The organism is Pseudomonas sp. S2_F07 (assembly GCF_054668325.1).
Map to the genome: position 1 here is coordinate 1,562,568 of NZ_CP162758.1, position 22,220 is coordinate 1,584,787.

A 22,220-nucleotide genomic window follows, 5' to 3' on the forward strand; every position below is an offset into this window, starting at 1 on the left:
TTTTGCAACAGCCAACGCAGTAATCAGACCTGCCCCTGAGCCCCTTCAAACCACGCCAGTTTCTCGCGCAGTTGCACCACTTCACCGACGATCACCAAGGTCGGCGCATGCACTTCATGCTCCGCCACCAGTCGTGGCAGGTCCGCCAGGGTGCCGGTAAACACTCGCTGGTTGACTGTGGTGCCCTGCTGGATCAGTGCCGCCGGGGTATCGGCGGCGCGACCATGCTTGATCAACTGCTCGCAGATGATCGGCAAGCCCACCAGGCCCATGTAGAACACCAGGGTCTGTGCCGGGGCCACCAGATCGGCCCATGGCAAATCGCTGGAGCCGTCCTTGAGGTGGCCGGTGATGAAGCGCACCGACTGCGCATAATCGCGGTGGGTCAGCGGAATCCCGGCATAGGCCGCGCAACCACTGGCCGCCGTGATACCCGGCACGACCTGGAACGGGATGCCATGGGCCGCCAGTTCTTCGATCTCCTCACCACCACGACCGAAGATGAACGGATCGCCGCCCTTCAACCGCACCACGCGCTTGCCTTGCTTGGCCAGGTCCACCAATTGCTGGTTGATCTGGTCCTGCGGCACCGCGTGATCGGCTCGGCGCTTGCCGACGTAGACCCGCTCGGCGTCGCGACGGCACAGTTCGAGAATCGCCGGTGCGACCAAACGGTCGTACAGCACTACGTCGGCTTGCTGCATCAGACGCAATGCCTTGAACGTCAGCAGATCGGGATCACCCGGACCGGCGCCCACCAGATAGACCTCACCGGTCGCCACTGGCGCTTCGCCATCGATTTTCGCCTGGAGCAAGCGCTCGGCTTCGCCGCCCTGCCCGGCCAATTGCCGGTCGGCAATAGGTCCCTGGAAAACATCTTCCCAGAACGCCCGACGCTGCTGCACATCCGGAAACAGGCCTTTGACCTGATGACGGAATCGCGCCGCAAGCCCGGCCAGGTGACCGTAGGTGGAAGGAATCCAGGTTTCGATCTTGGCGCGGATCAAACGCGCCAGCACCGGTGCATCGCCGCCGCTGGACACGGCAATGATCAACGGAGAACGGTCGACAATGGCCGGGAAGATCACGCTGCACAGGGCTGGCGCGTCTACCACGTTGACCGGCACGCAACGCCGATGGGCGTCGGCGGAGACTTGTGCGTTCAGCGTTTCGTCGTCGGTGGCGGCAATGATCAGCCCGCAACCGTCCAGATCCGCCTCGGCGTAGCCACGTAGCAGGCACTCGCCACCGCTGCCGGTAACCAGCTCGCGCAATTGCGCTTCGATTTCAGGTGCAACCACCCGCAGCAGCGCACCGGCATCGGCCAGCAGGCGGGACTTGCGCAAGGCAATCTCCCCGCCGCCGACGACCAACACACGACTGCCGCGCAGGTTATGGAACAGCGGCAGATAGTTCATTTAGCCGATGACCTCGAGGCCACCCATGTACGGCTTGAGGACTTCAGGCACGCGGATCGAACCGTCGGCCTGCTGATAGTTCTCGAGCACCGCCACCAGGGTACGGCCGACTGCCAGGCCGGAGCCGTTCAGGGTGTGTACCAGTTCAGGCTTGCCGGTTTCCGGGTTGCGGAAACGCGCCTGCATGCGGCGGGCCTGGAAGTCGCCACAGTTGGAGCACGACGAAATTTCGCGGTATTTGTCCTGGCTCGGGATCCACACTTCCAGGTCGTAAGTCTTGACCGCGCTGAAGCCCATGTCGCCGGTGCACAAGGCCAGGGTGCGGTAAGGCAGTTCCAGCAGTTGCAGGACCTTCTCGGCGTTGGCAGTCAGCCCTTCCAGCGCTGCCATCGACTGCGACGGCTCGACGATCTGCACCATCTCGACTTTATCGAACTGGTGCTGGCGGATCATGCCGCGGGTGTCGCGACCCGACGCGCCGGCTTCGCTACGGAAGCACGGGGTGTGGGCGACAAACTTGATCGGCAGCAGTTTCGAGTCGACGATTTCGCCGGCGACGATGTTGGTCAGCGACACTTCGGCGGTCGGGATCAGGTACAGGTCGGCTTCGCCTTCGCGCGCGATCTTGAACAGGTCTTCTTCGAACTTCGGCAACTGGCCGGTGCCTTGCAACGCCGGGGCCTGGACCAGATAAGGCGTGTAGGCCTCTTCGTAGCCGTGCTCGGTGACGTGCAGGTTGATCATGAATTGCGCCAGGGCGCGATGCAGACGGGCGATCGGGCCGCGCAGCAGGGCGAAACGGGCGCCGGACAGCTTGGCGGCGGTTTCGAAGTCCAGCCAGCCGAACTTCTCGCCCAGGGCGACGTGGTCCTGAACCGGGAAATCGAAGGCCGTCGGGGTACCCCAGCGACGCACTTCGACGTTGCCGTCTTCGTCTTCGCCGACCGGTACCGATTCGTGCGGCAGGTTGGGGATACCTAGCAGGATCGAGTCCAGATCGGTCTGGATCGCGTCCAGTTCGACTTTACCGGCGCTCAATTCGCCCGCCATGCGCTCGACGTCCGCCATCAGCGGCGCGATGTCTTCACCGCGCTGCTTGGCCTGACCGATGGATTTGGAGCGCGCATTACGTTCAGCCTGCAGTGCTTCGGTGCGGGTCTGGACGGTCTTGCGCTGTTCTTCCAGCGCTTCGATGCGCGCAACATCCAGGGTATAGCCACGGGATGCCAGGCGGTCCGCTACGTCCTGAAGGTTGCTACGTAACAGTTTGGAATCGAGCATGTCGGTTTCTCGTTTATCAAAGTTTGGTCAAGGACAGGCCGGCCCAGGTGGCAAGCAGCCCGCCGAATACGCTGAGCGCCGCATAGCCCAGGGCCAGCGGCACTTGCCCGCTTTCCAGCAGGCGCACCGTATCCAGTGAAAAGGATGAAAAAGTTGTCAGCCCCCCGAGGAAGCCAACGATCAACCCGGCACGCACCTCGATGGGCACCTCCGGGCGGATCAAAAACAGACCGTATAGAACGCCGATCAGCAAACAGCCCACGATATTAACGGCCAGCGTCGCTGTATAGAAGTGCCGCGGCCAATTCGCGTTGATCCAGTTGCCGGTGGCGAAGCGCAACAACGTGCCGGCCATCCCGCCGACGGAAACCGCAACGATCAAGGGAAGCACTATTTTCTCCGCTGCCTTGGGCTTAAACGGTCGAGTTTCGCCAGGTGATTGAGTTTTTCGCCGATCTTCAACTCCAGGCCACGGGGCACGGGCTGATAGAACGGGATTGGGTCGAGTTCTTCCGGGAAATAGTCTTCGCCAGCGGCATAGGCGTCCGGCTCATCATGGGCATAACGGTATTCATCGCCGTAGCCCAGTTGTTTCATAAGTTTGGTCGGCGCGTTACGCAGGTGCAGCGGCACTTCCAGAGAACCGTGCTCGGCGGCGGCGCGCAATGCGGTCTTGAAGCCCATGTAGACCGCATTGCTCTTTGGCGCACAAGCCAGGTAGGTGATGGCCTGGGCCACCGCCAGTTCGCCTTCGGGGCTGCCGAGGCGCTCCTGCACCTCCCAGGCCGCCAGGCACAGGCTCAGGGCGCGGGGGTCGGCATTGCCGATGTCTTCGCTGGCCATGCGCACCACGCGCCGGGCGAGGTAGAGGGGGTCGCAACCGCCGTCGATCATCCGTGCAAACCAATACAAGGCGCCGTCAGGGTTGGAGCCGCGCACCGATTTATGCAGCGCGGATATCTGGTCGTAGAACGCTTCGCCGCCCTTGTCGAACCGCCGGCGGGTATCGCCGAGCAGGCTTTGCAGGAGATCGGTGCCGATCTCGCTGTTGTCTTCCGCCAGGTCCGAGGCGTTTTCCAGCAGGTTGAGCAGGCGCCGGCCATCACCATCGGCGGCCGACAGCAGCATCTGGAAGCCTTCGTCGCTGAGGGTCAGGTTGCGCTTGCCCAGGCCACGCTCTTCGGTCAGCGCGCGCTGCACCAGTTTGCGCAGGGCCGCTTCGTCGAGGCTTTTGAGCACGTAGACCCGCGCCCGTGACAGCAAGGCGTTGTTGAGTTCGAAGGAGGGGTTTTCCGTGGTCGCGCCGATGAAAATCAGCGTGCCGTCCTCGACATAGGGCAGGAACGCATCCTGCTGGGATTTGTTGAAGCGATGCACCTCGTCGACGAACAGGATGGTGCGGCGCCCGTACTGCGCGGCCTGCTGCTTGGCGATTTCCACCGACTGGCGGATCTCCTTGACCCCGGCCAGCACCGCCGAGACCGTTTCGAAGTGCGCATCCGAGACTTCCGCGAGCAATCGCGCCAGGGTGGTTTTGCCCACGCCCGGCGGTCCCCAGAAAATCATCGAATGCAGGGCACCCTGCTCCAGCGCTTCGCGCAGGGGTTTGCCGCGAGCGAGCACGTGTTCCTGACCGACGTACTCGTCCAGATTGGCCGCACGCAGGCGGGCGGCCAAGGGCTGGGCGATGGGGGCGCTGCGAAACAGATCCATGGTTACCTAAAAAACCTCACTGCCTATCAGCCAAATCATTAAACACCGCAAGCCCCTGTGGGAGCGAGCTTGCTCCGGGCGGCGTTCCGACGATAGCGTCAGGTCAGTCGACATTGCTGTTGAATGTTATGCCGCCATCGCGAGCAAGCTCGCTCCCACAGGTTATCTGTCTTATTCCTGAATTACGTCAGCCCCTTTCGGGATATCGAACTTGAACTTGGACGCCGGGATCGGCTCGTTGGCCTTCACCCCGGTGAACAGGATATTGGTGCGCTGACCAACGCTGTCGATCAGTTGCATATCATTGACCAGGCCATTGCGGAACGACAGGCGCAGGCTGTCGAACAGGGTGTCCTTGGTTTTCGGCTTGAGAGTGAAGTCGATCACCCCACCGGCTTCCTTGGCGCTGATGTCGAAGCTCTGGCTGATCTTGGACACGTCACCGGACAACAGCAAGGCCGGGGTCTGGGTCAGGCGCTGGTCGAGGTTCTTGATGGTGGCCTGTTCCAGGTCCGGGTCCCACAGGGTGACTTTCTTGCCATCGGAGATCATGGTCTGTTCGGCTGGCGCATCGGTGTGCCAGTAGAACAGGCCAGGACGCTGCAGCGACATCTCGCCAGCAGTTTCCTGCAACTGGGTGCCGGTGCCATCGAGGGTCAGTTGCGAGAAACGTGCGGTCAGGGTCTGGGATTTTTCCAGCAGTTGGGTCAGGCGCGCCACGTCCTTGTCATCGGCGTTAGCCTGGAGCGTGGTCAAGGCCAGTACCGGCAGCAACAGCATGCGGATCAGACGCATGGGAGTCCTCATAACATTCGTGGGAGTGCGGGCGGCGCCAAAGGCACCACCCTTTTCATACTCGGGTCAGTCGCGCACCGGGCCCGGGGCCAGGACTTCACGCGAACCGTTGGTGTTCATGGACGTCACGACCCCGGCCATTTCCATGGCTTCGATCATGCGCGCGGCGCGGTTGTAGCCGATCTTCAGTTTGCGCTGAACCGCGGAAATGGAGGCGCGACGGCTTTCCAGCACGAACTGCACGGCTTCGTCGTACAGCGCATCGGCCTCGGGATCGTCACCGTCGCCGCCACCACTGCTGCCTTCAAAGCCGCTGCCCGCCTCTTCGACGCCATTGAGGATGTCGTCGTTGTATTCCGGCGCGCCCCGCAGCTTCCAGGCTTCCACCACGCGGTGAACCTCATCGTCGGACACGAAAGCACCGTGAACACGAATCGGCAGGCTGGTGCCCGGTGGCATGTAGAGCATGTCACCGTGGCCGAGCAGTTGTTCGGCGCCGCCCTGGTCGATGATGGTCCGCGAGTCGATCTTGCTCGATACCTGGAACGCCATGCGGGTCGGGATGTTGGCCTTGATCAGACCGGTGATCACATCCACCGACGGACGCTGGGTCGCCAGGATCAAGTGGATACCGGCCGCACGCGCCTTTTGCGCGATACGGGCAATCAGTTCTTCAACCTTCTTGCCGACGATCATCATCATGTCGGCAAATTCGTCGACCACCACCACGATGGTCGGCAGCTTGCTCAGCAGCGGCGCTTCGTCGTGGATGCTTTCGCGCTTGTACAGCGGATCGCTCAACGGCTCGCCGGCGTCCTGGGCTTCCTTGACCTTGGCGTTGAAGCCCGACAGGTTTCGCACCCCCATCTTGGCCATCAGCTTGTAGCGTCGCTCCATCTCGGCAACGCTCCAGCGCAGGGCGTTGGCGGCGTCCTTCATGTCGGTGACCACCGGGCACAGCAGGTGCGGAATGCCTTCGTAGATCGACAGCTCAAGCATTTTCGGGTCGATCATGATCAGCTTGGCGTCTTCCGGGCCGGACTTGAACAGGATCGACAGGATCATCGCGTTCACACCCACCGACTTACCGGAACCGGTGGTACCGGCCACCAGCAGGTGCGGCATCTTCGCCAGGTCAGTGATCACCGGCTTGCCGCCGATGTCGTGGCCCAGGGCCAGGGTGACCGGGGATTTGAAGTTGTCGTACTCGGGGGTCGACAACACCTCGGAGAAACGCACGATCTGCCGGTCTTCGTTGGGAATCTCGATACCGACCGTGGTCTTGCCCGGAATCACTTCCACCACGCGCACGCTGGTCACGGCCAGGGAGCGGGCAAGGTCTTTGGCCAGGTTTGAAATACGGCTGACCTTGACCCCGGCCGCCGGCTGGATCTCGTAACGGGTGATCACCGGGCCCGGGTGAATCGAATCCACCGTGACTTCGACGCCGAATTCCTTGAGCTTGATTTCCAGCAGGTGGCCAACCGCAGCCAGGGATTCAGGCGAGTAATTGAGCTGTTTCTTTTCCGCCGGGTCGAGAATCGAGATCGGCGGCAAGGTGCCTTCCACGGCGCTGTCGACGAACAGCGGCGCCTGCTTCTCTTTCTCGACGCGCTTGCTCGGCGCGGCGGGCTTTGGCGGCGCGGGCGCAATCACCGGCGGCACCTGCTTCTCACGCTCGGACATGTGCTTGCTCAGGGCTTGCTCACGTTCGATCAGGCGTTCCTTGACCTTGGCCTGCTCGCGCTTGTCGGTGACGGTCGGCGCGACCACTTCATCCATACGATCATCGACTTCACGCAACCGGGCAACCAGTTGTTTGCGCTCGGTACGGGCAGCCCACCAGCGATTGGCGGCGCCCTGGAACAGCTCGAACAGGTCGAGGGTGATTTTGCCGGTGATGTCCATCACCTTGAACCACGACAGATCGGTAAACACAGTCAGGCCGAACAGGAACAAGGCAATGAACAACAGCGTGCTGCCCTGGATATTCAGGGCGTTCCCGGCCAGTTCGCCGAGGCTTTCCCCCAGCGCGCCACCCGCACCGGCCGGCAGACCGGTCGCGGCATGAAAATGGATATGGGCCAGCGCGGCCCCCGACAGCACCAGGAACACCAGGCCGATCAGGCGCCAGGAGAACAGCCAACCGCTCCACTGCCACGGTTCGTGACGCTGGCGGAAGATCTGGTACGCCTTGACGGCCAGCAGCAACGGGAAGATGTAGGCGAAGTAACCCAGCACCATGAACAGGATATCGGCGCTGTAGGAGCCCGCTGGCCCGCCGAAGTTCTGCACATCGTCGATCTTGCTGTTATGACTCCAGCCCGGATCGTCCTTGCCGTAGGTCAACAAGGCCATCATCAAGAACAGGCACAAGGCACCGATGGCGATCAGCGCACCTTCCTTGAGTCGGTAGTGCAAGTGCTGGCGCCAGAGCGGTACGACGGCTGGTTTAGGTGCTGCGGTGGATTTCTTCAAAACGCTTCTTTTCCTGCGCCATGGGCGCGTCCATCTGGTGAATGTCTATAAAAACCGCGAAAAAACTGCCCAATCCAGGCAGGTAAAAAAGTTAACACGCGTTACCGGGACTACTTTTAACACTGCGCCCCGGTTTTTATAAACATGGCGCGCACTGAATATATGTAACACGCAGGGCATTGTACGGGTTTGTACGCACGACGCCATGCTTGAGACCCTTGGGTGTAGCATAGTCAAAAGCATATGACATGCTGTTCAATTTGAGCATGCATTCTCTTTTGTGACAAAGGCTTATGAGGTGTTTTTATGAGCGAAGCGAAGCATTCACGCCTGATCATCCTGGGCTCCGGCCCCGCCGGTTACAGCGCGGCCGTGTATGCCGCCCGCGCCAACCTCAAGCCCGTTGTCATTACCGGCATCCAGGCGGGTGGCCAGCTCACCACCACCGTCGAAGTGGATAACTGGCCAGGGGACGTTGAAGGCCTGACCGGGCCGGTGCTGATGGATCGCATGCAAAAACACGCCGAACGCTTTGCCACCGAGATCGTTTACGACCACATCCATACCGCCAAGTTGCAACAACGGCCGTTCGAGCTGATTGGCGATGGCGGAACCTACACCTGCGACGCACTGATCATTGCCACCGGCGCCAGCGCGCAATACCTGGGTCTGCCGTCGGAGGAAGCGTTTGCCGGCAAAGGAGTGTCGGCGTGCGCGACCTGTGATGGATTTTTCTATCGCAATCAGGTGGTTGCGGTGGTCGGCGGCGGCAATACGGCGGTCGAGGAAGCCTTGTACCTGTCGAACATCGCCAAGGAAGTGCACCTGATCCATCGGCGCGACAAGCTGCGCTCGGAGAAGATCCTCCAGGACAAACTCTTCGAAAAAGCCGCCAATGGCAATGTCCGCCTGCACTGGAACCAGAACCTGGACGAAGTGCTCGGCAATGCCAGCGGCGTGACCGGCGCCCGCCTGCGGGACAGCCACACCGGTGAAACCAAGGAGCTGACATTGGCCGGGGTGTTTATCGCCATCGGCCACAAACCCAACACCGACCTGTTCGCGGGCCAGCTGGAAATGCGCGACGGATATCTGCAGGTCAAGGGTGGCAGCGAAGGCGATGCCACCGCTACGGCGATTGCAGGGGTGTTTGCCGCCGGCGACGTGGCCGACCACGTTTATCGCCAGGCCGTTACATCTGCCGGGGCCGGTTGCATGGCGGCGCTGGACGCTGAAAAATACCTCGACGACATTCCAACCGTTTAAAGGCAAACTTTATGGCGGGCCAACACCCGCCACTGCCCTCCCCTTCTGCAAGCCTGGATGCCATGCTGACTTGGTTACAACGCAACACCTTGCATTTCCCACCGCTGGAAAAGGCCATGCGCGACCCCAACGGGCTTCTGGCTGCCGGTGGTGATCTGTCTGCCGATCGGCTGATCTCGGCTTATCGCCACGGCTGCTTCCCATGGTTTTCCGAAGGCCAGCCGATCCTCTGGTGGTCGCCGGACCCGCGTACCGTGCTGTTTCCCGACGAATTGCACATCTCGCGCAGTCTGAACAAACTGCTGCGCCAGCAACGCTATCAAGTGACCTTTGACCAGGACTTCGCTGCCGTCATCCGCGCCTGTGCAGCCCCCGGGAGTACGCTGACGGCACGTGGATTACCGAGGCCATGCAGGACGCCTACATCGAGCTGCACAGGCGTGGACACGCGCACTCGGTGGAAGTGTGGGACGGGGACGAACTCGTGGGCGGGCTCTACGGCCTGGCAATGGGCCAGCTGTTTTTCGGCGAATCCATGTTCAGCCTCGCCGACAACGCCTCGAAATTCGGCTTTGCCACACTGGTGCGGCATCTGAAAGACTCGGGTTTTGTACTGATCGATTGCCAGATGCCCACCGACCACCTGCACAGCCTGGGCGCACGCGCCATTCCTCGCCGTGAATTTGCCAGCTATCTGGCCAGGCACCTGGACCAAGCCAACACCGCCACCTGGGTTTGCTGAGCGACTTTCTCCCGTGTGGCTTACACTTATTCAAAAGCATTATCCCGAGGGTTGATCATGACCGAGTTGGCGCGTTTGAAGTTCTATGCCACTCAGCCGCACTCTTGCAGTTATCTGCCCGAGGAGCAGGCCACAACCCTGTTTCTCGACCCTAGTCAGCCCATGGATGTGCATGTCTATGCAGACCTGTCGGAAATGGGGTTTCGTCGCAGTGGCGATCATCTCTATCGGCCGCATTGCCAGAATTGCAATGCCTGCGTTCCGGCGCGCATTCCCGTGGGGCAGTTCACGCCCAACCGGCAACAGAAACGCATCTTCAAGCGCAACGTGGATTTGCAGGTGCGTCCGGCCAGGCCCGGCTTCAATGAAGAGTACTTCGACCTTTACCAGCGCTATATCGAACAGCGTCACGCCGATGGCGACATGTATCCGCCGAGTCGCGACCAGTTCTCGACATTCCTGGTGCGGGACCTGCCGTTTTCCCGATTTTACGAGTTCCGCCTGAACGGCCAGCTTCTGGCCGTCGCCGTCACCGATTTACTGCCGAACGGTCTTTCGGCGGTCTACACCTTCTACGAACCGGCCGAAGAGCGCCGCAGCCTTGGGCGCTATGCAATCCTCTGGCAAATCGCCGAGGCCAGGCGGCTGGGGCTGGATGCGGTCTACCTCGGCTACTGGATCAAAAACTGCAAAAAAATGAACTACAAGACTCAATATCGCCCTATTGAGTTGCTGATTAATCAGCGCTGGGTGGTTCTAAACTAGAGCCGGCCCTAAACCCCTTGGCTTAAACCCCACTTTTCGGGCACAATGCACGCCGCTTTTGCCTGGCGCAGTTGCACCGGGCCATTCATTGGACACCGAGGGCTTTACTGCATGTCGAAAGAAGACAGCTTCGAAATGGAAGGCACTGTCGTCGACACCCTGCCCAACACCATGTTTCGTGTGGAGTTGGAAAATGGGCACGTCGTAACCGCGCACATCTCCGGCAAGATGCGCAAGAACTACATCCGTATTCTTACCGGCGACAAAGTGCGCGTAGAGCTGACTCCCTATGACTTGAGCAAAGGGCGCATCACTTACCGCGCCCGTTAATCAAGTCAATACAAGACGCCCGGCTCATGCCGGGCGTTTTTGTTTGCCTGCGATTTAGCTGCCGCACGCTGCCCTTGTAGGAGCTGCCGAAGGCTGCGATCTTTTGATCTTAAAAACAAAATCAAAAGATCGCAGCCTTCGGCAGCTCCTACAGACAGCAAAAAGGCGCCAATTGGCGCCTTTTTGCTTTATTGCGGTTTAACGTCAGGCCATCTCGGCCGTGGTCTCGAACTCGAAGGTCAGCTCACCATCCTTGATGTCGATGTGTACCACACCGCCATGCTCGGCCAGTTCGCCAAAGAGAATCTCCTCCGCCAGCGGACGCTTGATCTTGTCCTGGATCAGGCGAGCCATTGGGCGAGCCCCCATCGCCGCGTCATAGCCACCTTCGGCCAGCCAGTTGCGGGCTGCATCGGTGACCTCCAGCAACACACGCTTGTCTTCCAGTTGCGCCTGAAGCTCGGTAAGGAACTTGTCCACCACGCTCTTGATGACCTCATGACTGAGGCGACCAAACTGGATGATGGTGTCCAGACGGTTGCGGAATTCCGGCGTGAAGCTCTTCTTGATCACTTCCATCGCATCGGACGAGTGATCCTGATAGGTGAAACCGATCGAAGCGCGGGCTGCGGTCTCGGCACCGGCGTTGGTCGTCATGATGACGATCACGTTGCGGAAATCCGCCTTGCGCCCGTTGTTATCGGTCAGCGTACCGTGGTCCATGACCTGCAGCAGCAGGTTGAAGACTTCCGGATGCGCCTTCTCGATCTCATCGAGCAACAGCACGCAGTGTGGCTGCTTGGTGATGGCTTCGGTCAGCAGACCGCCCTGATCGAACCCGACATAGCCTGGAGGCGCACCGATCAGACGCGATACGGTGTGGCGCTCCATGTACTCGGACATGTCGAAACGAATCAGCTCGACACCCAGGGCCTTGGCCAACTGACGCGCCGCTTCGGTTTTACCGACACCGGTAGGCCCTGCGAACAGGAACGAACCGACAGGCTTGTCAGGGGACTTGAGGCCGGCACGGGACAGCTTGATCGCGGTAGCCAGCGAGTCGATCGCGGCGTCCTGACCGAACACGGTCAACTTCAGGTCACGCTCGAGGTTACGCAGCAGTTCCTTGTCGGAGCTGGTGACGTGTTTTGGCGGAATCCGCGCGATTTTCGCGACGATATCCTCGACTTGCGGCACTTCGATGCGCTTCACACGCTTCTCGACCGGTTGCAGGCGCTGGTAGGCACCCGCCTCGTCGATGACGTCGATGGCCTTGTCCGGCATGTGACGGTCATTGATGTAGCGCGAAGCCAGTTCGGCAGCCGCGCGCAGGGCTTCATCACTGTATTCGATATTGTGATGGCTTTCGAAACGCCCTTTCAGGCCACGCAGAATGCCAATGGTGTCTTCCACCGAAGGCTCCGACACATCGACCTTCTGGAAGCGCCGGGCCAAGGCACGGTCCTTCTCGAAGATGCCGCGGAATTCCTGGAAGGTGGTCGAACCGATGCAACGGATATCACCGGACGACAGCAGCGGCTTGAGCAGGTTCGAGGCATCCATGACGCCACCGGACGCGGCACCCGCACCAATGATGGTGTGGATCTCGTCGATGAACAGGATCGCCTGCGGACGTTTTTTCAGTTCATTGAGCAACGCCTTGAAGCGCTTCTCGAAATCGCCACGGTACTTGGTACCGGCCAGCAAGGCACCCAGGTCGAGGGAGTAAACCACACTGTTGGCCAGCAGGTCCGGCACCTGGTTGTCGACAATGCGCTTGGCCAGGCCTTCGGCAATCGCGGTTTTACCCACGCCCGCCTCGCCCACCAGCAGCGGATTGTTCTTGCGGCGACGCGCCAGGATCTGCGCGACACGCTCGACTTCCAGCTCACGACCTACCAACGGATCGATGCGACCCTGGCGCGCGAGTTCGTTGAGGTTGCTGGCATAAGCATCCAGGGGATTGCCCGAGGAAGAAGACTCACCGCCCTCGTCGTCCTGCATATCTTGCTCACCTTCAGAGTGATCGCCATGCCCCGGCACCTTGGAAATGCCATGGGCAATGTAGTTGACGACATCTATACGGGCAACGCTCTGCTGTTTCAGCAGGAACACCGCCTGACTCTCTTGCTCACTGAAGATCGCGACCAGCACATTGGCACCAGTCACTTCGCGTTTGCCCGAGCTCTGTACGTGAAACACAGCACGTTGCAGTACACGCTGGAAGCCCAGGGTTGGCTGGGTTTCGCGATCCTCGTCATGCACGGGAATCAATGGCGTGGTGGAGTCGATGAACTCCTGCAGGTCATGCTTGAGTTTGTCGAGGTTTGCGCCGCACGCACGCAGAACGGTGGCGGCAGCCTCATTGTCCAATAGGGCCAGCAAGAGGTGTTCGACAGTCATGAACTCATGACGCTTCGAACGAGCTTCCTTGAAGGCAAGATTGAGGGTGACTTCGAGCTCGCGGTTTAACATAGCTTCACCTCATACCCAAGTGGTCGGCGATTAACCGTCCTTCTCGATTTCACAGAGTAGCGGATGCTGGCTTTCCCTGGCGTACTGGTTGACCTGCATGGCCTTGGTCTCGGCGATGTCGCGGGTAAACACTCCACATACTGCCCGTCCTTCTGTATGGACGGCCAGCATGACCTTGGTCGCCAGCTCGCGATTCAGGTTAAAAAACACCTCGAGCACTTCGACGACGAAATCCATCGGTGTGTAGTCATCATTGAACAAAACCACCTTGTACATCGGCGGCGCCTGTAGTGCAGGCTTTGCCTCCTGAACAGCAATGCCTGCGGAATCGTCGTCGTGTGCCCCCGGCTGATCTTTTTGAAGAACCGGGCGATCCTGATTGAATGTTAGTCGAATCTGGCTGATTGCATGCATGGAAAGAAAGGTTCGTCAGTTGTTCAAATACAGTGGTGGGGGCGGCTATCAGCGATTTCAACTCCGACTGCCGGGTCAGCTTGACTATCGGCAAAAGGGTGTTACAACCAATAGAGCCCACAGTGGGTAAAAAAGGTCCGCGGAGTCAATCTTATTTACAGATTCGACTGCGGATGTACTGGATGATACTCCAGTGATGGAGTCTGTTGCAGAGGGAGTTGGGTATGGCTGTCGGCAAGGTGAAGTGGTTCAACAATGCCAAGGGTTACGGATTCATCAACGAGGAAGGCAAGACAGAAGATCTGTTTGCCCACTACTCAGCCATTAAAATGGATGGTTATAAAACCCTGAAAGCCGGGCAAGCTGTCGTATTCGATATCATCCAGGGCCCCAAGGGCCTGCACGCGGTCAACATCGGGAACCCGGCGGACGCTTCAAAAGCGACGGCATCCACCCCGCAACAGACCGTTACAGTGTAAGCCCACACCGTCATTGCGACATAAAAAAACCGCCTGGTTCAATCTCTCGAATCAGGCGGTTTTTTGTGTGCCAGCGTTTTCTTACATGTGCGAGATCAGCGCATCGCCGAAGCCGGAAGACGACACCAACTTGGCACCTTCCATCAGGCGCTCGAAGTCATAGGTCACGGTCTTGGCGGAAATCGCGCCGTTGGTGCCCTTGATGATCAGGTCGGCCGCTTCGGTCCAGCCCATGTGGCGCAGCATCATTTCAGCGGACAGGATCAGCGAACCCGGGTTGACCTGGTCCTTGCCTGCGTACTTCGGCGCAGTACCGTGGGTGGCTTCGAACATGGCCACGGTGTCGGACAGGTTGGCACCCGGCGCGATACCGATACCGCCCACTTCCGCCGCCAGGGCGTCGGAGAGGTAGTCGCCGTTCAGGTTCAGGGTCGCGATCACATCGTACTCGGCCGGGCGCAACAGGATCTGCTGGAGCATGGCGTCGGCGATGGCATCCTTGACGATGACGTTCTTGCCGGTTTTCGGGTTCTTGAACTGCATCCACGGACCGCCGTCGAGCAGGGTCGCGCCGAACTCTTCAGCCGCCACTTCGTAGGCCCATTCCTTGAAGGCACCTTCGGTGAACTTCATGATGTTGCCTTTGTGCACGATGGTCAGCGAATCGCGATCATTATCGACCACATATTGCAGGGCCTTGCGTGCCAGACGCTTGGTGCCTTGCAGGGACACCGGCTTGACGCCGATACCGCAGTTCTCGTCGAAACGGATCTTGGTAACGCCCATTTCTTCTTTCAGGAACTTGATGACCTTGGTGGCTTCCGGCGTACCGGCCTTCCACTCGATGCCCGCGTAGATGTCTTCGGAGTTCTCGCGGAAAATGGTCATGTCGACATCGCCAGGCTTTTTCACCGGGCTAGGCACGCCTTCGAACCAGCGCACCGGGCGCAGGCAGACGTACAGGTCGAGTTGCTGGCGCAGGGCCACGTTCAGGGAACGGATGCCGCCACCGACCGGAGTGGTCAGCGGGCCCTTGATGGAAACCACGTAATCCTTGACCGCGTCCAGGGTTTCCTGAGGCAGCCAGGTGTCCTGATCGTAAACCTGAGTCGCTTTCTCCCCGGCGTACACCTCCATCCAGGAAATCTTGCGCTCGCCGCCGTAAGCCTTCTTAACGGCAGCATCGACAACCTTGATCATGACCGGGCTGATGTCGACGCCAATGCCGTCGCCTTCGATGAAGGGGATGATCGGGTTATTAGGAACATTGAGAGAATGGTCTGCATTGACGGTGATTTTGTCGCCGACGGCTGGAACCTGAATCTTCTTGTAACCCATGCTGAACTCCATTGATTGGATTGAACATCTGGCTTGGTTCGAGCGTAACCCAGTTGAATCGGCGCGCAAACCCTATGTTCCATCGATCTGGCGCAAAGCCTTGCAACTCGTGCGCTACAAGCCTGAAAGCAAAGGGAAAAGCGCCAAAACCAAGCACGACGTGTGACCTTACGCCCTGCTCGCCCCTGCTCGCCCCTGCGACCTTTAGACCAATGGACGACATTCGTTGCATATGAACCATCGGCAGATTGCCAGCTACCTATGTATAATGCCGCCCGCTGACCACAGGGTCACGACGGCTGAAGTGCTCTACGACGAGACTTTCCGCCCGGCAAGCCGGCCTGTTATCGCAGTCCGGCTACTTGACGCCCTACTGATGCACCCAACATCACAGCAACGAAACCTCGATATTCGGCTCATGGATGACTTTGAACGAACGCGCTTACCCGGCGCCCTCGAGTTTCTGCGCACGCTTTAGCAAAGAAGAGAGAGTTAATCCGAATATGCCCACCCGCTCGAAGATCATCTATACCTTCACCGACGAAGCTCCTGCCCTCGCCACCTATTCACTGTTGCCTATCGTAGAGGCGTTCACCGCCTCGGCTGATATCGCCGTTGAAACCCGCGATATCTCTCTTGCAGGGCGCATCCTGGCCAGCTTCCCCGAGCAACTGGGTGACAAAGCCGTAGCCGACCACCTCGCCGAACTGGGCGCCCTGGCCGTTACGCCTGAAGCCAACATCATCAAGCTACCGAACATCAGCGCTTCGGTTCCACAACTGCAAGCCGCGATCAAAGAGCTGCAAGCCCAGGGCTATGCACTTCCGGACTACCCCGAGACCGTCACCAGCGACGCCGACAAAGTAGCCAAGGCGCGTTACGACAAGATCAAGGGCAGCGCCGTGAACCCGGTCCTGCGTGAAGGCAACTCCGACCGCCGCGCTCCGTTGTCGGTCAAGAACTACGCACGCAAGCACCCGCACAAAATGGGCGCGTGGGCCAAGGACTCCAAGTCCCACATCGCGCACATGGGCACCGGCGATTTCTACGGCAGCGAAAAAGCCGCCCTGATCGACGCCGCTGACGCCGTGAAAATCGAACTGATCGCTCAAGACGGCACTGCTACCGTCCTGAAAGAAAAGACCAGCGTACAAGCCGGTGAGATCCTCGATTGCGCGGTACTGAGCAAAAACGCCCTGCGCAGCTTCATCGCGGCCGAAATCGAAGACGCCAAGGCACAAGGCGTGCTGCTGTCGGTTCACCTGAAAGCCACCATGATGAAGGTCTCCGACCCGATCATGTTCGGCCAGATCGTTGCCGAGTTCTATAAAGACGCACTGGCCAAGCACGCTGACGTGTTGGCACAGATCGGCTTCAACCTGAACAACGGCATCGGCGACCTGTACGCTCGCATCAAGGCCCTGCCTGCTGAACAGCAAGCGGCCATCGAAGCTGACATCCAGGCGGTCTACGCCGTTCGCCCTTCCCTGGCGATGGTCAACTCCGACAAAGGCATCACCAACCTGCACGTGCCGAGCGACGTGATCGTCGACGCCTCGATGCCTGCGATGATCCGTGACTCCGGCAAGATGTGGGGCACCGACGGCCAGTTGCACGACACCAAGGCCGTGATCCCGGATCGCTGCTACGCCACCATCTACCAGGCCGTGATCGAAGATTGCAAAGCCAACGGTGCGTTCGATCCGACCACCATGGGCAGTGTGCCGAACGTTGGCCTGATGGCGAAGAAAGCCGAAGAGTACGGCTCCCACGACAAGACTTTCCAGATCAAGGCTGACGGCGTTGTTCGCGTCACCGACGGCAAGGGCAACCTGCTGATGGAACAGGCTGTTGAAGCCGGCGACATCTTCCGCATGTGCCAGACCAAAGACGCGCCGATCCAGGACTGGGTCAAACTGGCCGTCAACCGTGCTCGCGCAAGCGCGACCCCGGCGATCTTCTGGCTGGACCCGATGCGCGCCCACGACGGCGTAGTGATCGAGAAGGTTCAGGCTTACCTGAAGGATCACGACACTGCCGGCCTGGACATCCAGATCATGGCGCCGGTCGACGCAATGAAGTACACCCTGCAGCGCACCCGCGCCGGCAAGGACACCATCTCGGTGACCGGCAACGTACTGCGCGACTACCTGACCGACCTGTTCCCGATCATGGAACTGGGCACCAGCGCCAAGATGCTGTCGATCGTGCCGCTGATGAACGGCGGTGGCCTGTTCGAAACCGGCGCTGGCGGTTCGGCTCCGAAGCACGTTCAGCAGCTGCTGGAAGAGAACTTCCTGCGCTGGGATTCGCTGGGTGAATTCCTGGCCCTGGCCGCGTCCCTGGAACACCTGGGCGTGACCTACAACAATCCAAAGGCGCTGGTCCTGGCCAAGACCCTGGACCAGGCCACCGGCCAGTTCCTGGACAACAACAAGTCGCCATCGCGCAAAGTCGGCAACATCGACAACCGCGGCAGCCACTTCTACCTGGCGCTGTACTGGGCCCAGGCCCTGGCTGCCCAGACCGAAGACGCTGCACTGCAAGCGCAGTTCGCGACCCTGGCCAAGACCCTGACCGAGAACGAGGCGACCATCGTTGCCGAACTCAACGCCGTCCAGGGCAAGCCAGTGGACATCGGCGGCTACTACCACGCCGACGCCGAGCTGATCAGCAAGGCCATGCGCCCAAGCGCTACCTTCAACGCGGCAGTTGCTGCGCTGGTTTAAGGTTGTAAGGGAACACCACAAACCCCGGCCCTGTGCCGGGGTTTGTGTTTCTGGCGAAGATCAAAAGATCGCAGCCTTCGGCAGCTCCTACACCGATCCTTGTAGGAGCTGCCGAAGGCTGCGATCTTGGCAATTTCGAATACACCGAAGACCTTACCGAGGAAAACCCATGGACTGGAAACCCCACATCACCGTCGCCACCATCGTCGAGGACAACGGCCGCTTCCTGATGGTCGAAGAACACAAGGCCGGTCGCAACGTGCTCAACCAGCCTGCAGGTCATCTGGACCCGAACGAGACCCTGATTGAAGCCGCCGTGCGCGAAACCCTCGAGGAAACCGGCTGGGACGTCGAGCCCACCGGCGTGCTGGGGATTTATCTGTATACCGCCCCGAGCAACGGCGTGACCTACCAGCGGGTCTGCTTTATCGCCAAACCACTGAAACACCACCCGGATTATCAACTGGACGACGGCATCGTCGGCGCCAAGTGGTTGACCCGCGAGGAATTAATCGAGCAACGCGACAACTGGCGCAGCGAGCTGATCATCCGTTGCATCGACGACTATCTGGCAGGCCAACACTTCGACCTCGAATTGATCCGACCTTCTCTTTAGCCATGCAGGCCCGAGCCTGATAGAATCGCGTCCTTTTTCAAGACACTCATTGAATCCCTATGCGTGATCCAGCCCCTTCTGACACACAAAAGAAGCGCGTCATTGTCGGCATGTCCGGCGGCGTGGACTCTTCCGTTTCCGCCCTCCTGCTGATCGAGCAAGGCTATGAGGTGGAAGGCCTGTTCATGAAGAACTGGGAAGAAGACGATGGAACGGAATATTGCACCGCCATGGATGACCTGGCGGACGCCCAGGCCGTGTGCGACAAGATTGGCATCAAGCTGCACACCGCCAACTTCGCCGCCGAGTACTGGGACAACGTGTTCGAGCATTTCCTGGCCGAATACAAGGCCGGACGCACGCCGAACCCGGACATCCTGTGCAACCGCGAAATCAAGTTCAAGGCGTTCCTCGACTACGCCATGGTGCTTGGCGCCGACCTGATCGCCACCGGCCACTACGTGCGTCGCCGCGACATCGATGGCCGCACCGAACTGCTCAAGGGCCTGGACCCGAACAAGGACCAGAGCTACTTCCTGCACGCCGTCGGCGGTGAACAGATCGCCAAGACCCTGTTCCCGGTCGGCGAACTGGAAAAACCACAAGTGCGCGCCATTGCCGAGAAATACGAGCTGGCGACCGCGAAGAAAAAGGACTCCACCGGGATCTGCTTTATCGGCGAACGCCGCTTCAGCGACTTCCTCAAGCAGTACCTGCCGGCGCAACCGGGCGAGATCAAAACCACCGAAGGTGAAATCATCGGCCGCCACCACGGCCTGATGTACCACACCATCGGTCAGCGTCAGGGCCTGGGTATTGGCGGCCTGAAAGACGCCAGCGATGAGCCGTGGTACGTGCTGATCAAGGACCTGGAACACAACGAGCTGATCGTTGGCCAGGGCAATGATCACCCGTGGCTGTTCTCCCGCGCCCTGCTCGCTTCCGATATCTACTGGGTCAACCCGGTCGACCTGAGCCAGCCACGCAAGCTGACCGCCAAGGTTCGTTATCGCCAGAGCGACCAGCCGTGCACCCTGGAAAAAACCGCCACCGGTTATCGCGCGACCTTCGATGATCCGCAGCGCGCGGTCACCCCAGGCCAGTCCGTGGTGTTCTACGACGGTGAAATCTGCCTCGGCGGCGGCGTGATTGAAGTAGCCGAGCCGTGGACGAGCAAGGGCCAGGCCCTATGAACCCGATTCAGGAGCAACTGACGGCACTGGGCGGCGTGTTTCTCGCCGCGGTGCTGGTGGACAGGATCGCCAAGACCGGCCAGACCAACGAAGCCGGCCTGACCTGCATGCTCGGCAGCCTGCTGATCCGCGACCCCAAGGACACCCTGGAAGTCTACGGCGGCGACGACATCAACCTGCGTGAAGGTTACCGCGCACTGATCGGCGCCCTCGAACGCGACCCAAGTGCCCTGCAGCGCGAGCCATTGCGTTATGCCCTGGCCATGCTCGGCCTTGAGCGCCAGCTGGCCAAGCGCAACGACATGCTCGACGTGATCGGCAAGCGCCTGCCGCAGATCCAGTCCCAGGTCGAACACTTCGGCCCGGCCCACGAAAACGTGGTCGCCGCCTGCGGCGCGCTGTATCAGGACACCCTGAGCACCCTGCGCCAACGCATCCAGGTGCACGGCGACATGCGCAACCTGCAACAACCGAGCAATGCCTCGAAAATTCGTGCCCTGCTGCTGGCAGGCATTCGTTCGGCGCGCCTTTGGCGGCAATTGGGCGGTCATCGCTGGCAGCTGGTGATCAGTCGCCGCAAATTGCTCAAAGAGCTTTACCCCTTGATGCGTAACGAATAACCCGCATCGACAGATACGAACTCAGCAATACGCGTAATACGCCGGTCAGTTGGCGACGGACCGGCGGATTTTTTCATGTATGATACGCGCCCCATTTCGTTGCCCGACTGTCCGAGAACACCCCATGCAGCTTTCTTCGCTCACTGCGGTTTCCCCTGTTGACGGCCGCTACGCCGGCAAAACCCAGGCCCTGCGCCCAATTTTCAGCGAGTACGGCCTGATCCGTGCCCGCGTCCTGGTTGAAGTGCGCTGGCTCCAGCGCCTGGCCGCTCACCCTGCCATCAGTGAAGTGCCGGCGTTCTCCGCCGAAGCCAACGCTGTGCTCAACACCCTGGCGGAAAACTTCTCTCTGGAGCACGCCGAGCGCGTCAAAGAGATCGAGCGCACCACCAACCACGACGTCAAGGCCATCGAATACCTGCTCAAAGAGCAAGCGGCCAAGCTGCCGGAACTGGCCAAGGTCAGCGAGTTCATCCACTTTGCCTGCACCAGCGAGGACATCAACAACCTGTCCCACGCCCTGATGCTGCGCGAAGGCCGCGATGACGTGATGCTGCCGCTGATGCGCCAGACCGCCAACGCCATCCGCGAACTGGCGATCCGCTTCGCCGACGTGCCGATGCTGTCGCGCACCCACGGTCAGCCGGCCTCGCCGACCACCCTGGGCAAAGAACTGGCGAACGTGGTTTACCGCCTGGAGCGCCAGATCGCTCAAGTCGCTGCCGTTCCGCTGCTGGGCAAGATCAACGGCGCCGTCGGCAACTACAACGCCCACCTGTCGGCCTACCCTGAGATCGACTGGGAAGCCAACGCCCGCGCCTTCATCGAAGACGAATTGGGCCTGGGCTTCAACCCGTACACCACGCAGATCGAACCGCACGACTACATTGCCGAGCTGTTCGACGCGATCGCCCGTTTCAACACCATCCTGATCGACTTCGACCGCGACATCTGGGGCTACATCTCCCTGGGTTATTTCAAACAGCGCACCATCGCTGGCGAAATCGGTTCGTCGACCATGCCACACAAGGTCAACCCGATCGACTTCGAAAACTCCGAAGGCAATCTGGGTATCGCCAACGCGCTGTTCCAGCACCTGGCGAGCAAGCTGCCGATCTCCCGCTGGCAGCGCGACCTGACCGACTCCACCGTACTGCGCAACCTCGGTGTCGGCTTCGCCCACAGCGTGATCGCGTACGAAGCCAGCCTCAAGGGCATCAGCAAGCTTGAGCTCAACGAGCAGAAGATTGCCGCTGACCTGGACGCCTGCTGGGAAGTATTGGCCGAGCCGATCCAGACCGTGATGCGTCGCTACAACATCGAAAACCCGTACGAAAAGCTGAAAGAACTGACCCGCGGCAAGGGCATCAGCCCAGAAGCGCTGCAGACTTTCATCGACGGCCTGGACATGCCAGCCGCCGCCAAGGCCGAGTTGAAATTGCTCACCCCGGCCAACTACATCGGCAACGCTGTAGAACAAGCCAAGCGCATCTGATCGACCGCTAGACCCTTTATAAGACGCCCGGCCGCGCCGGGCGTTTTTATTCCCGTCTGAAAAGTGCATTTTT

General features: G+C 60.1%; 19 protein-coding genes and 1 pseudogene. 11 read left to right on the forward strand and 9 right to left on the reverse strand.

All coding sequences use genetic code 11. The annotated features are described in order from the left end of the window. Positions 1-23 precede the first annotated feature (23 nt). From cysG to AB4O40_RS07115, 6 genes are all read right to left on the reverse strand, one after another. Positions 24-1,418, reverse strand: a complete 1,395-nt coding sequence (gene cysG, locus AB4O40_RS07090; protein ID WP_056723802.1) for a siroheme synthase CysG — start codon at positions 1,416-1,418, stop codon at positions 24-26. Beyond that, positions 1,419-2,699, reverse strand: coding sequence for a serine--tRNA ligase (gene serS, locus AB4O40_RS07095; protein WP_056723804.1), 1,281 nt, complete (start codon positions 2,697-2,699; stop codon positions 1,419-1,421). It abuts the gene before it with no gap. A 16-nt stretch (positions 2,700-2,715) separates the two neighbouring features. Next, entirely contained in the window at positions 2,716-3,090 is a 375-nt protein-coding gene (gene crcB / locus AB4O40_RS07100; RefSeq protein ID WP_056723806.1) for a fluoride efflux transporter CrcB, read from the reverse strand. Beyond that, positions 3,090-4,412 (reverse strand): replication-associated recombination protein A, encoded by a 1,323-nt coding sequence (locus AB4O40_RS07105; protein ID WP_056723808.1) that lies wholly within the window; start codon positions 4,410-4,412, stop codon positions 3,090-3,092. The genes crcB and AB4O40_RS07105 overlap by 1 nt, the downstream gene beginning before the upstream one ends. Positions 4,413-4,583: 171 nt before the next feature. Beyond that, positions 4,584-5,207: an outer membrane lipoprotein chaperone LolA gene (gene lolA, locus AB4O40_RS07110; RefSeq protein WP_008049385.1), complete on the reverse strand. Its 624-nt coding sequence runs from the start codon at positions 5,205-5,207 to the stop codon at positions 4,584-4,586. Between the two features lie 66 nt (positions 5,208-5,273). Then, on the reverse strand, positions 5,274-7,685 hold the full coding sequence (locus tag AB4O40_RS07115) for a DNA translocase FtsK (protein WP_460154688.1): 2,412 nt from the start codon (positions 7,683-7,685) through the stop codon (positions 5,274-5,276). A gap of 306 nt (positions 7,686-7,991) precedes the next feature. Between AB4O40_RS07115 and trxB the strand changes: the two genes are divergently transcribed. The 4 genes and pseudogenes from trxB to infA all read left to right on the forward strand — a co-directional run bounded on the left by trxB (position 7,992) and on the right by infA (position 10,788). Further along, positions 7,992-8,951 (forward strand): thioredoxin-disulfide reductase, encoded by a 960-nt coding sequence (gene trxB / locus AB4O40_RS07120; protein ID WP_056723812.1) that lies wholly within the window; start codon positions 7,992-7,994, stop codon positions 8,949-8,951. A gap of 62 nt (positions 8,952-9,013) precedes the next feature. Next, positions 9,014-9,693, forward strand: a pseudogene (gene aat / locus AB4O40_RS07125) (leucyl/phenylalanyl-tRNA--protein transferase). A 57-nt stretch (positions 9,694-9,750) separates the two neighbouring features. Further along, complete coding sequence (locus AB4O40_RS07130; protein ID WP_056723815.1) at positions 9,751-10,458, forward strand: arginyltransferase; 708 nt, start codon at positions 9,751-9,753, stop codon at positions 10,456-10,458. A 111-nt stretch (positions 10,459-10,569) separates the two neighbouring features. Further along, a complete protein-coding gene (gene infA / locus AB4O40_RS07135; protein WP_002553999.1) occupies positions 10,570-10,788 on the forward strand; it encodes a translation initiation factor IF-1 in 219 nt (72 codons plus the stop codon). Between the two features lie 204 nt (positions 10,789-10,992). Here infA and clpA read toward each other — a convergent pair whose 3' ends face one another. Together clpA and clpS are read right to left on the reverse strand one after the other, a co-directional pair. Beyond that, positions 10,993-13,263: an ATP-dependent Clp protease ATP-binding subunit ClpA gene (gene clpA, locus AB4O40_RS07140; RefSeq protein WP_056723817.1), complete on the reverse strand. Its 2,271-nt coding sequence runs from the start codon at positions 13,261-13,263 to the stop codon at positions 10,993-10,995. Positions 13,264-13,293: 30 nt separating this feature from the next. Further along, positions 13,294-13,677: an ATP-dependent Clp protease adapter ClpS gene (clpS, locus tag AB4O40_RS07145; protein WP_056723819.1), complete on the reverse strand. Its 384-nt coding sequence runs from the start codon at positions 13,675-13,677 to the stop codon at positions 13,294-13,296. 224 nt (positions 13,678-13,901) lie between these two features. Here clpS and cspD point away from each other — a divergent pair, with 224 nt between their 5' ends. Continuing rightward, complete coding sequence (gene cspD, locus AB4O40_RS07150; protein ID WP_460055252.1) at positions 13,902-14,156, forward strand: cold shock domain-containing protein CspD; 255 nt, start codon at positions 13,902-13,904, stop codon at positions 14,154-14,156. An 81-nt stretch (positions 14,157-14,237) separates the two neighbouring features. On the opposite strand, the gene icd is transcribed toward cspD, so the two are convergent. Continuing rightward, complete coding sequence (gene icd / locus AB4O40_RS07155; RefSeq protein ID WP_007972065.1) at positions 14,238-15,494, reverse strand: NADP-dependent isocitrate dehydrogenase; 1,257 nt, start codon at positions 15,492-15,494, stop codon at positions 14,238-14,240. Between icd and AB4O40_RS07160 the strand changes: the two genes are divergently transcribed. The 6 genes from AB4O40_RS07160 to purB all read left to right on the forward strand — a co-directional run bounded on the left by AB4O40_RS07160 (position 15,493) and on the right by purB (position 22,147). Continuing rightward, the gene (locus AB4O40_RS07160) at positions 15,493-15,660 is read left to right on the forward strand and encodes a hypothetical protein (protein ID WP_177336465.1); all 168 of its coding nucleotides are present in this window, start codon (positions 15,493-15,495) and stop codon (positions 15,658-15,660) included. The genes icd and AB4O40_RS07160 overlap by 2 nt on opposite strands. 337 nt (positions 15,661-15,997) lie before the next feature. Then, positions 15,998-18,223: an NADP-dependent isocitrate dehydrogenase gene (locus AB4O40_RS07165; protein ID WP_223541441.1), complete on the forward strand. Its 2,226-nt coding sequence runs from the start codon at positions 15,998-16,000 to the stop codon at positions 18,221-18,223. A gap of 169 nt (positions 18,224-18,392) precedes the next feature. Further along, positions 18,393-18,839, forward strand: a complete 447-nt coding sequence (locus tag AB4O40_RS07170) for an NUDIX hydrolase (RefSeq protein ID WP_056723827.1) — start codon at positions 18,393-18,395, stop codon at positions 18,837-18,839. Between the two features lie 59 nt (positions 18,840-18,898). Further along, on the forward strand, positions 18,899-20,032 hold the full coding sequence (mnmA, locus tag AB4O40_RS07175) for a tRNA 2-thiouridine(34) synthase MnmA (protein ID WP_056723828.1): 1,134 nt from the start codon (positions 18,899-18,901) through the stop codon (positions 20,030-20,032). Continuing rightward, complete coding sequence (gene hflD / locus AB4O40_RS07180; RefSeq protein ID WP_008053455.1) at positions 20,029-20,652, forward strand: high frequency lysogenization protein HflD; 624 nt, start codon at positions 20,029-20,031, stop codon at positions 20,650-20,652. The genes mnmA and hflD overlap by 4 nt, the downstream gene beginning before the upstream one ends. Before the next feature lie 124 nt (positions 20,653-20,776). Beyond that, the gene (purB, locus tag AB4O40_RS07185) at positions 20,777-22,147 is read left to right on the forward strand and encodes an adenylosuccinate lyase (protein WP_007972090.1); all 1,371 of its coding nucleotides are present in this window, start codon (positions 20,777-20,779) and stop codon (positions 22,145-22,147) included. The last annotated feature ends 73 nt before the right edge of the window (positions 22,148-22,220 follow it).

Excerpts from the sequence above, each read along its gene's own strand:
- cysG (WP_056723802.1), bottom strand. The coding sequence starts at position 1,418 with ATGAACTATCTGCCGCTGTTCCATAACCTGCGCGGCAGTCGTGTGTTG.
- serS (WP_056723804.1), bottom strand. The coding sequence starts at position 2,699 with ATGCTCGATTCCAAACTGTTACGTAGCAACCTTCAGGACGTAGCGGAC.
- AB4O40_RS07105 (WP_056723808.1), bottom strand. The coding sequence starts at position 4,412 with ATGGATCTGTTTCGCAGCGCCCCCATCGCCCAGCCCTTGGCCGCCCGC.
- lolA (WP_008049385.1), bottom strand. The coding sequence starts at position 5,207 with ATGCGTCTGATCCGCATGCTGTTGCTGCCGGTACTGGCCTTGACCACG.
- trxB (WP_056723812.1), top strand. The coding sequence starts at position 7,992 with ATGAGCGAAGCGAAGCATTCACGCCTGATCATCCTGGGCTCCGGCCCC.
- AB4O40_RS07130 (WP_056723815.1), top strand. The coding sequence starts at position 9,751 with ATGACCGAGTTGGCGCGTTTGAAGTTCTATGCCACTCAGCCGCACTCT.
- infA (WP_002553999.1), top strand. The coding sequence starts at position 10,570 with ATGTCGAAAGAAGACAGCTTCGAAATGGAAGGCACTGTCGTCGACACC.
- clpA (WP_056723817.1), bottom strand. The coding sequence starts at position 13,263 with ATGTTAAACCGCGAGCTCGAAGTCACCCTCAATCTTGCCTTCAAGGAA.
- clpS (WP_056723819.1), bottom strand. The coding sequence starts at position 13,677 with ATGCATGCAATCAGCCAGATTCGACTAACATTCAATCAGGATCGCCCG.
- cspD (WP_460055252.1), top strand. The coding sequence starts at position 13,902 with ATGGCTGTCGGCAAGGTGAAGTGGTTCAACAATGCCAAGGGTTACGGA.
- AB4O40_RS07160 (WP_177336465.1), top strand. The coding sequence starts at position 15,493 with ATGCTGAACTCCATTGATTGGATTGAACATCTGGCTTGGTTCGAGCGT.
- icd (WP_007972065.1), bottom strand. The coding sequence starts at position 15,494 with ATGGGTTACAAGAAGATTCAGGTTCCAGCCGTCGGCGACAAAATCACC.
- AB4O40_RS07165 (WP_223541441.1), top strand. The coding sequence starts at position 15,998 with ATGCCCACCCGCTCGAAGATCATCTATACCTTCACCGACGAAGCTCCT.
- AB4O40_RS07170 (WP_056723827.1), top strand. The coding sequence starts at position 18,393 with ATGGACTGGAAACCCCACATCACCGTCGCCACCATCGTCGAGGACAAC.
- mnmA (WP_056723828.1), top strand. The coding sequence starts at position 18,899 with ATGCGTGATCCAGCCCCTTCTGACACACAAAAGAAGCGCGTCATTGTC.
- hflD (WP_008053455.1), top strand. The coding sequence starts at position 20,029 with ATGAACCCGATTCAGGAGCAACTGACGGCACTGGGCGGCGTGTTTCTC.
- purB (WP_007972090.1), top strand. The coding sequence starts at position 20,777 with ATGCAGCTTTCTTCGCTCACTGCGGTTTCCCCTGTTGACGGCCGCTAC.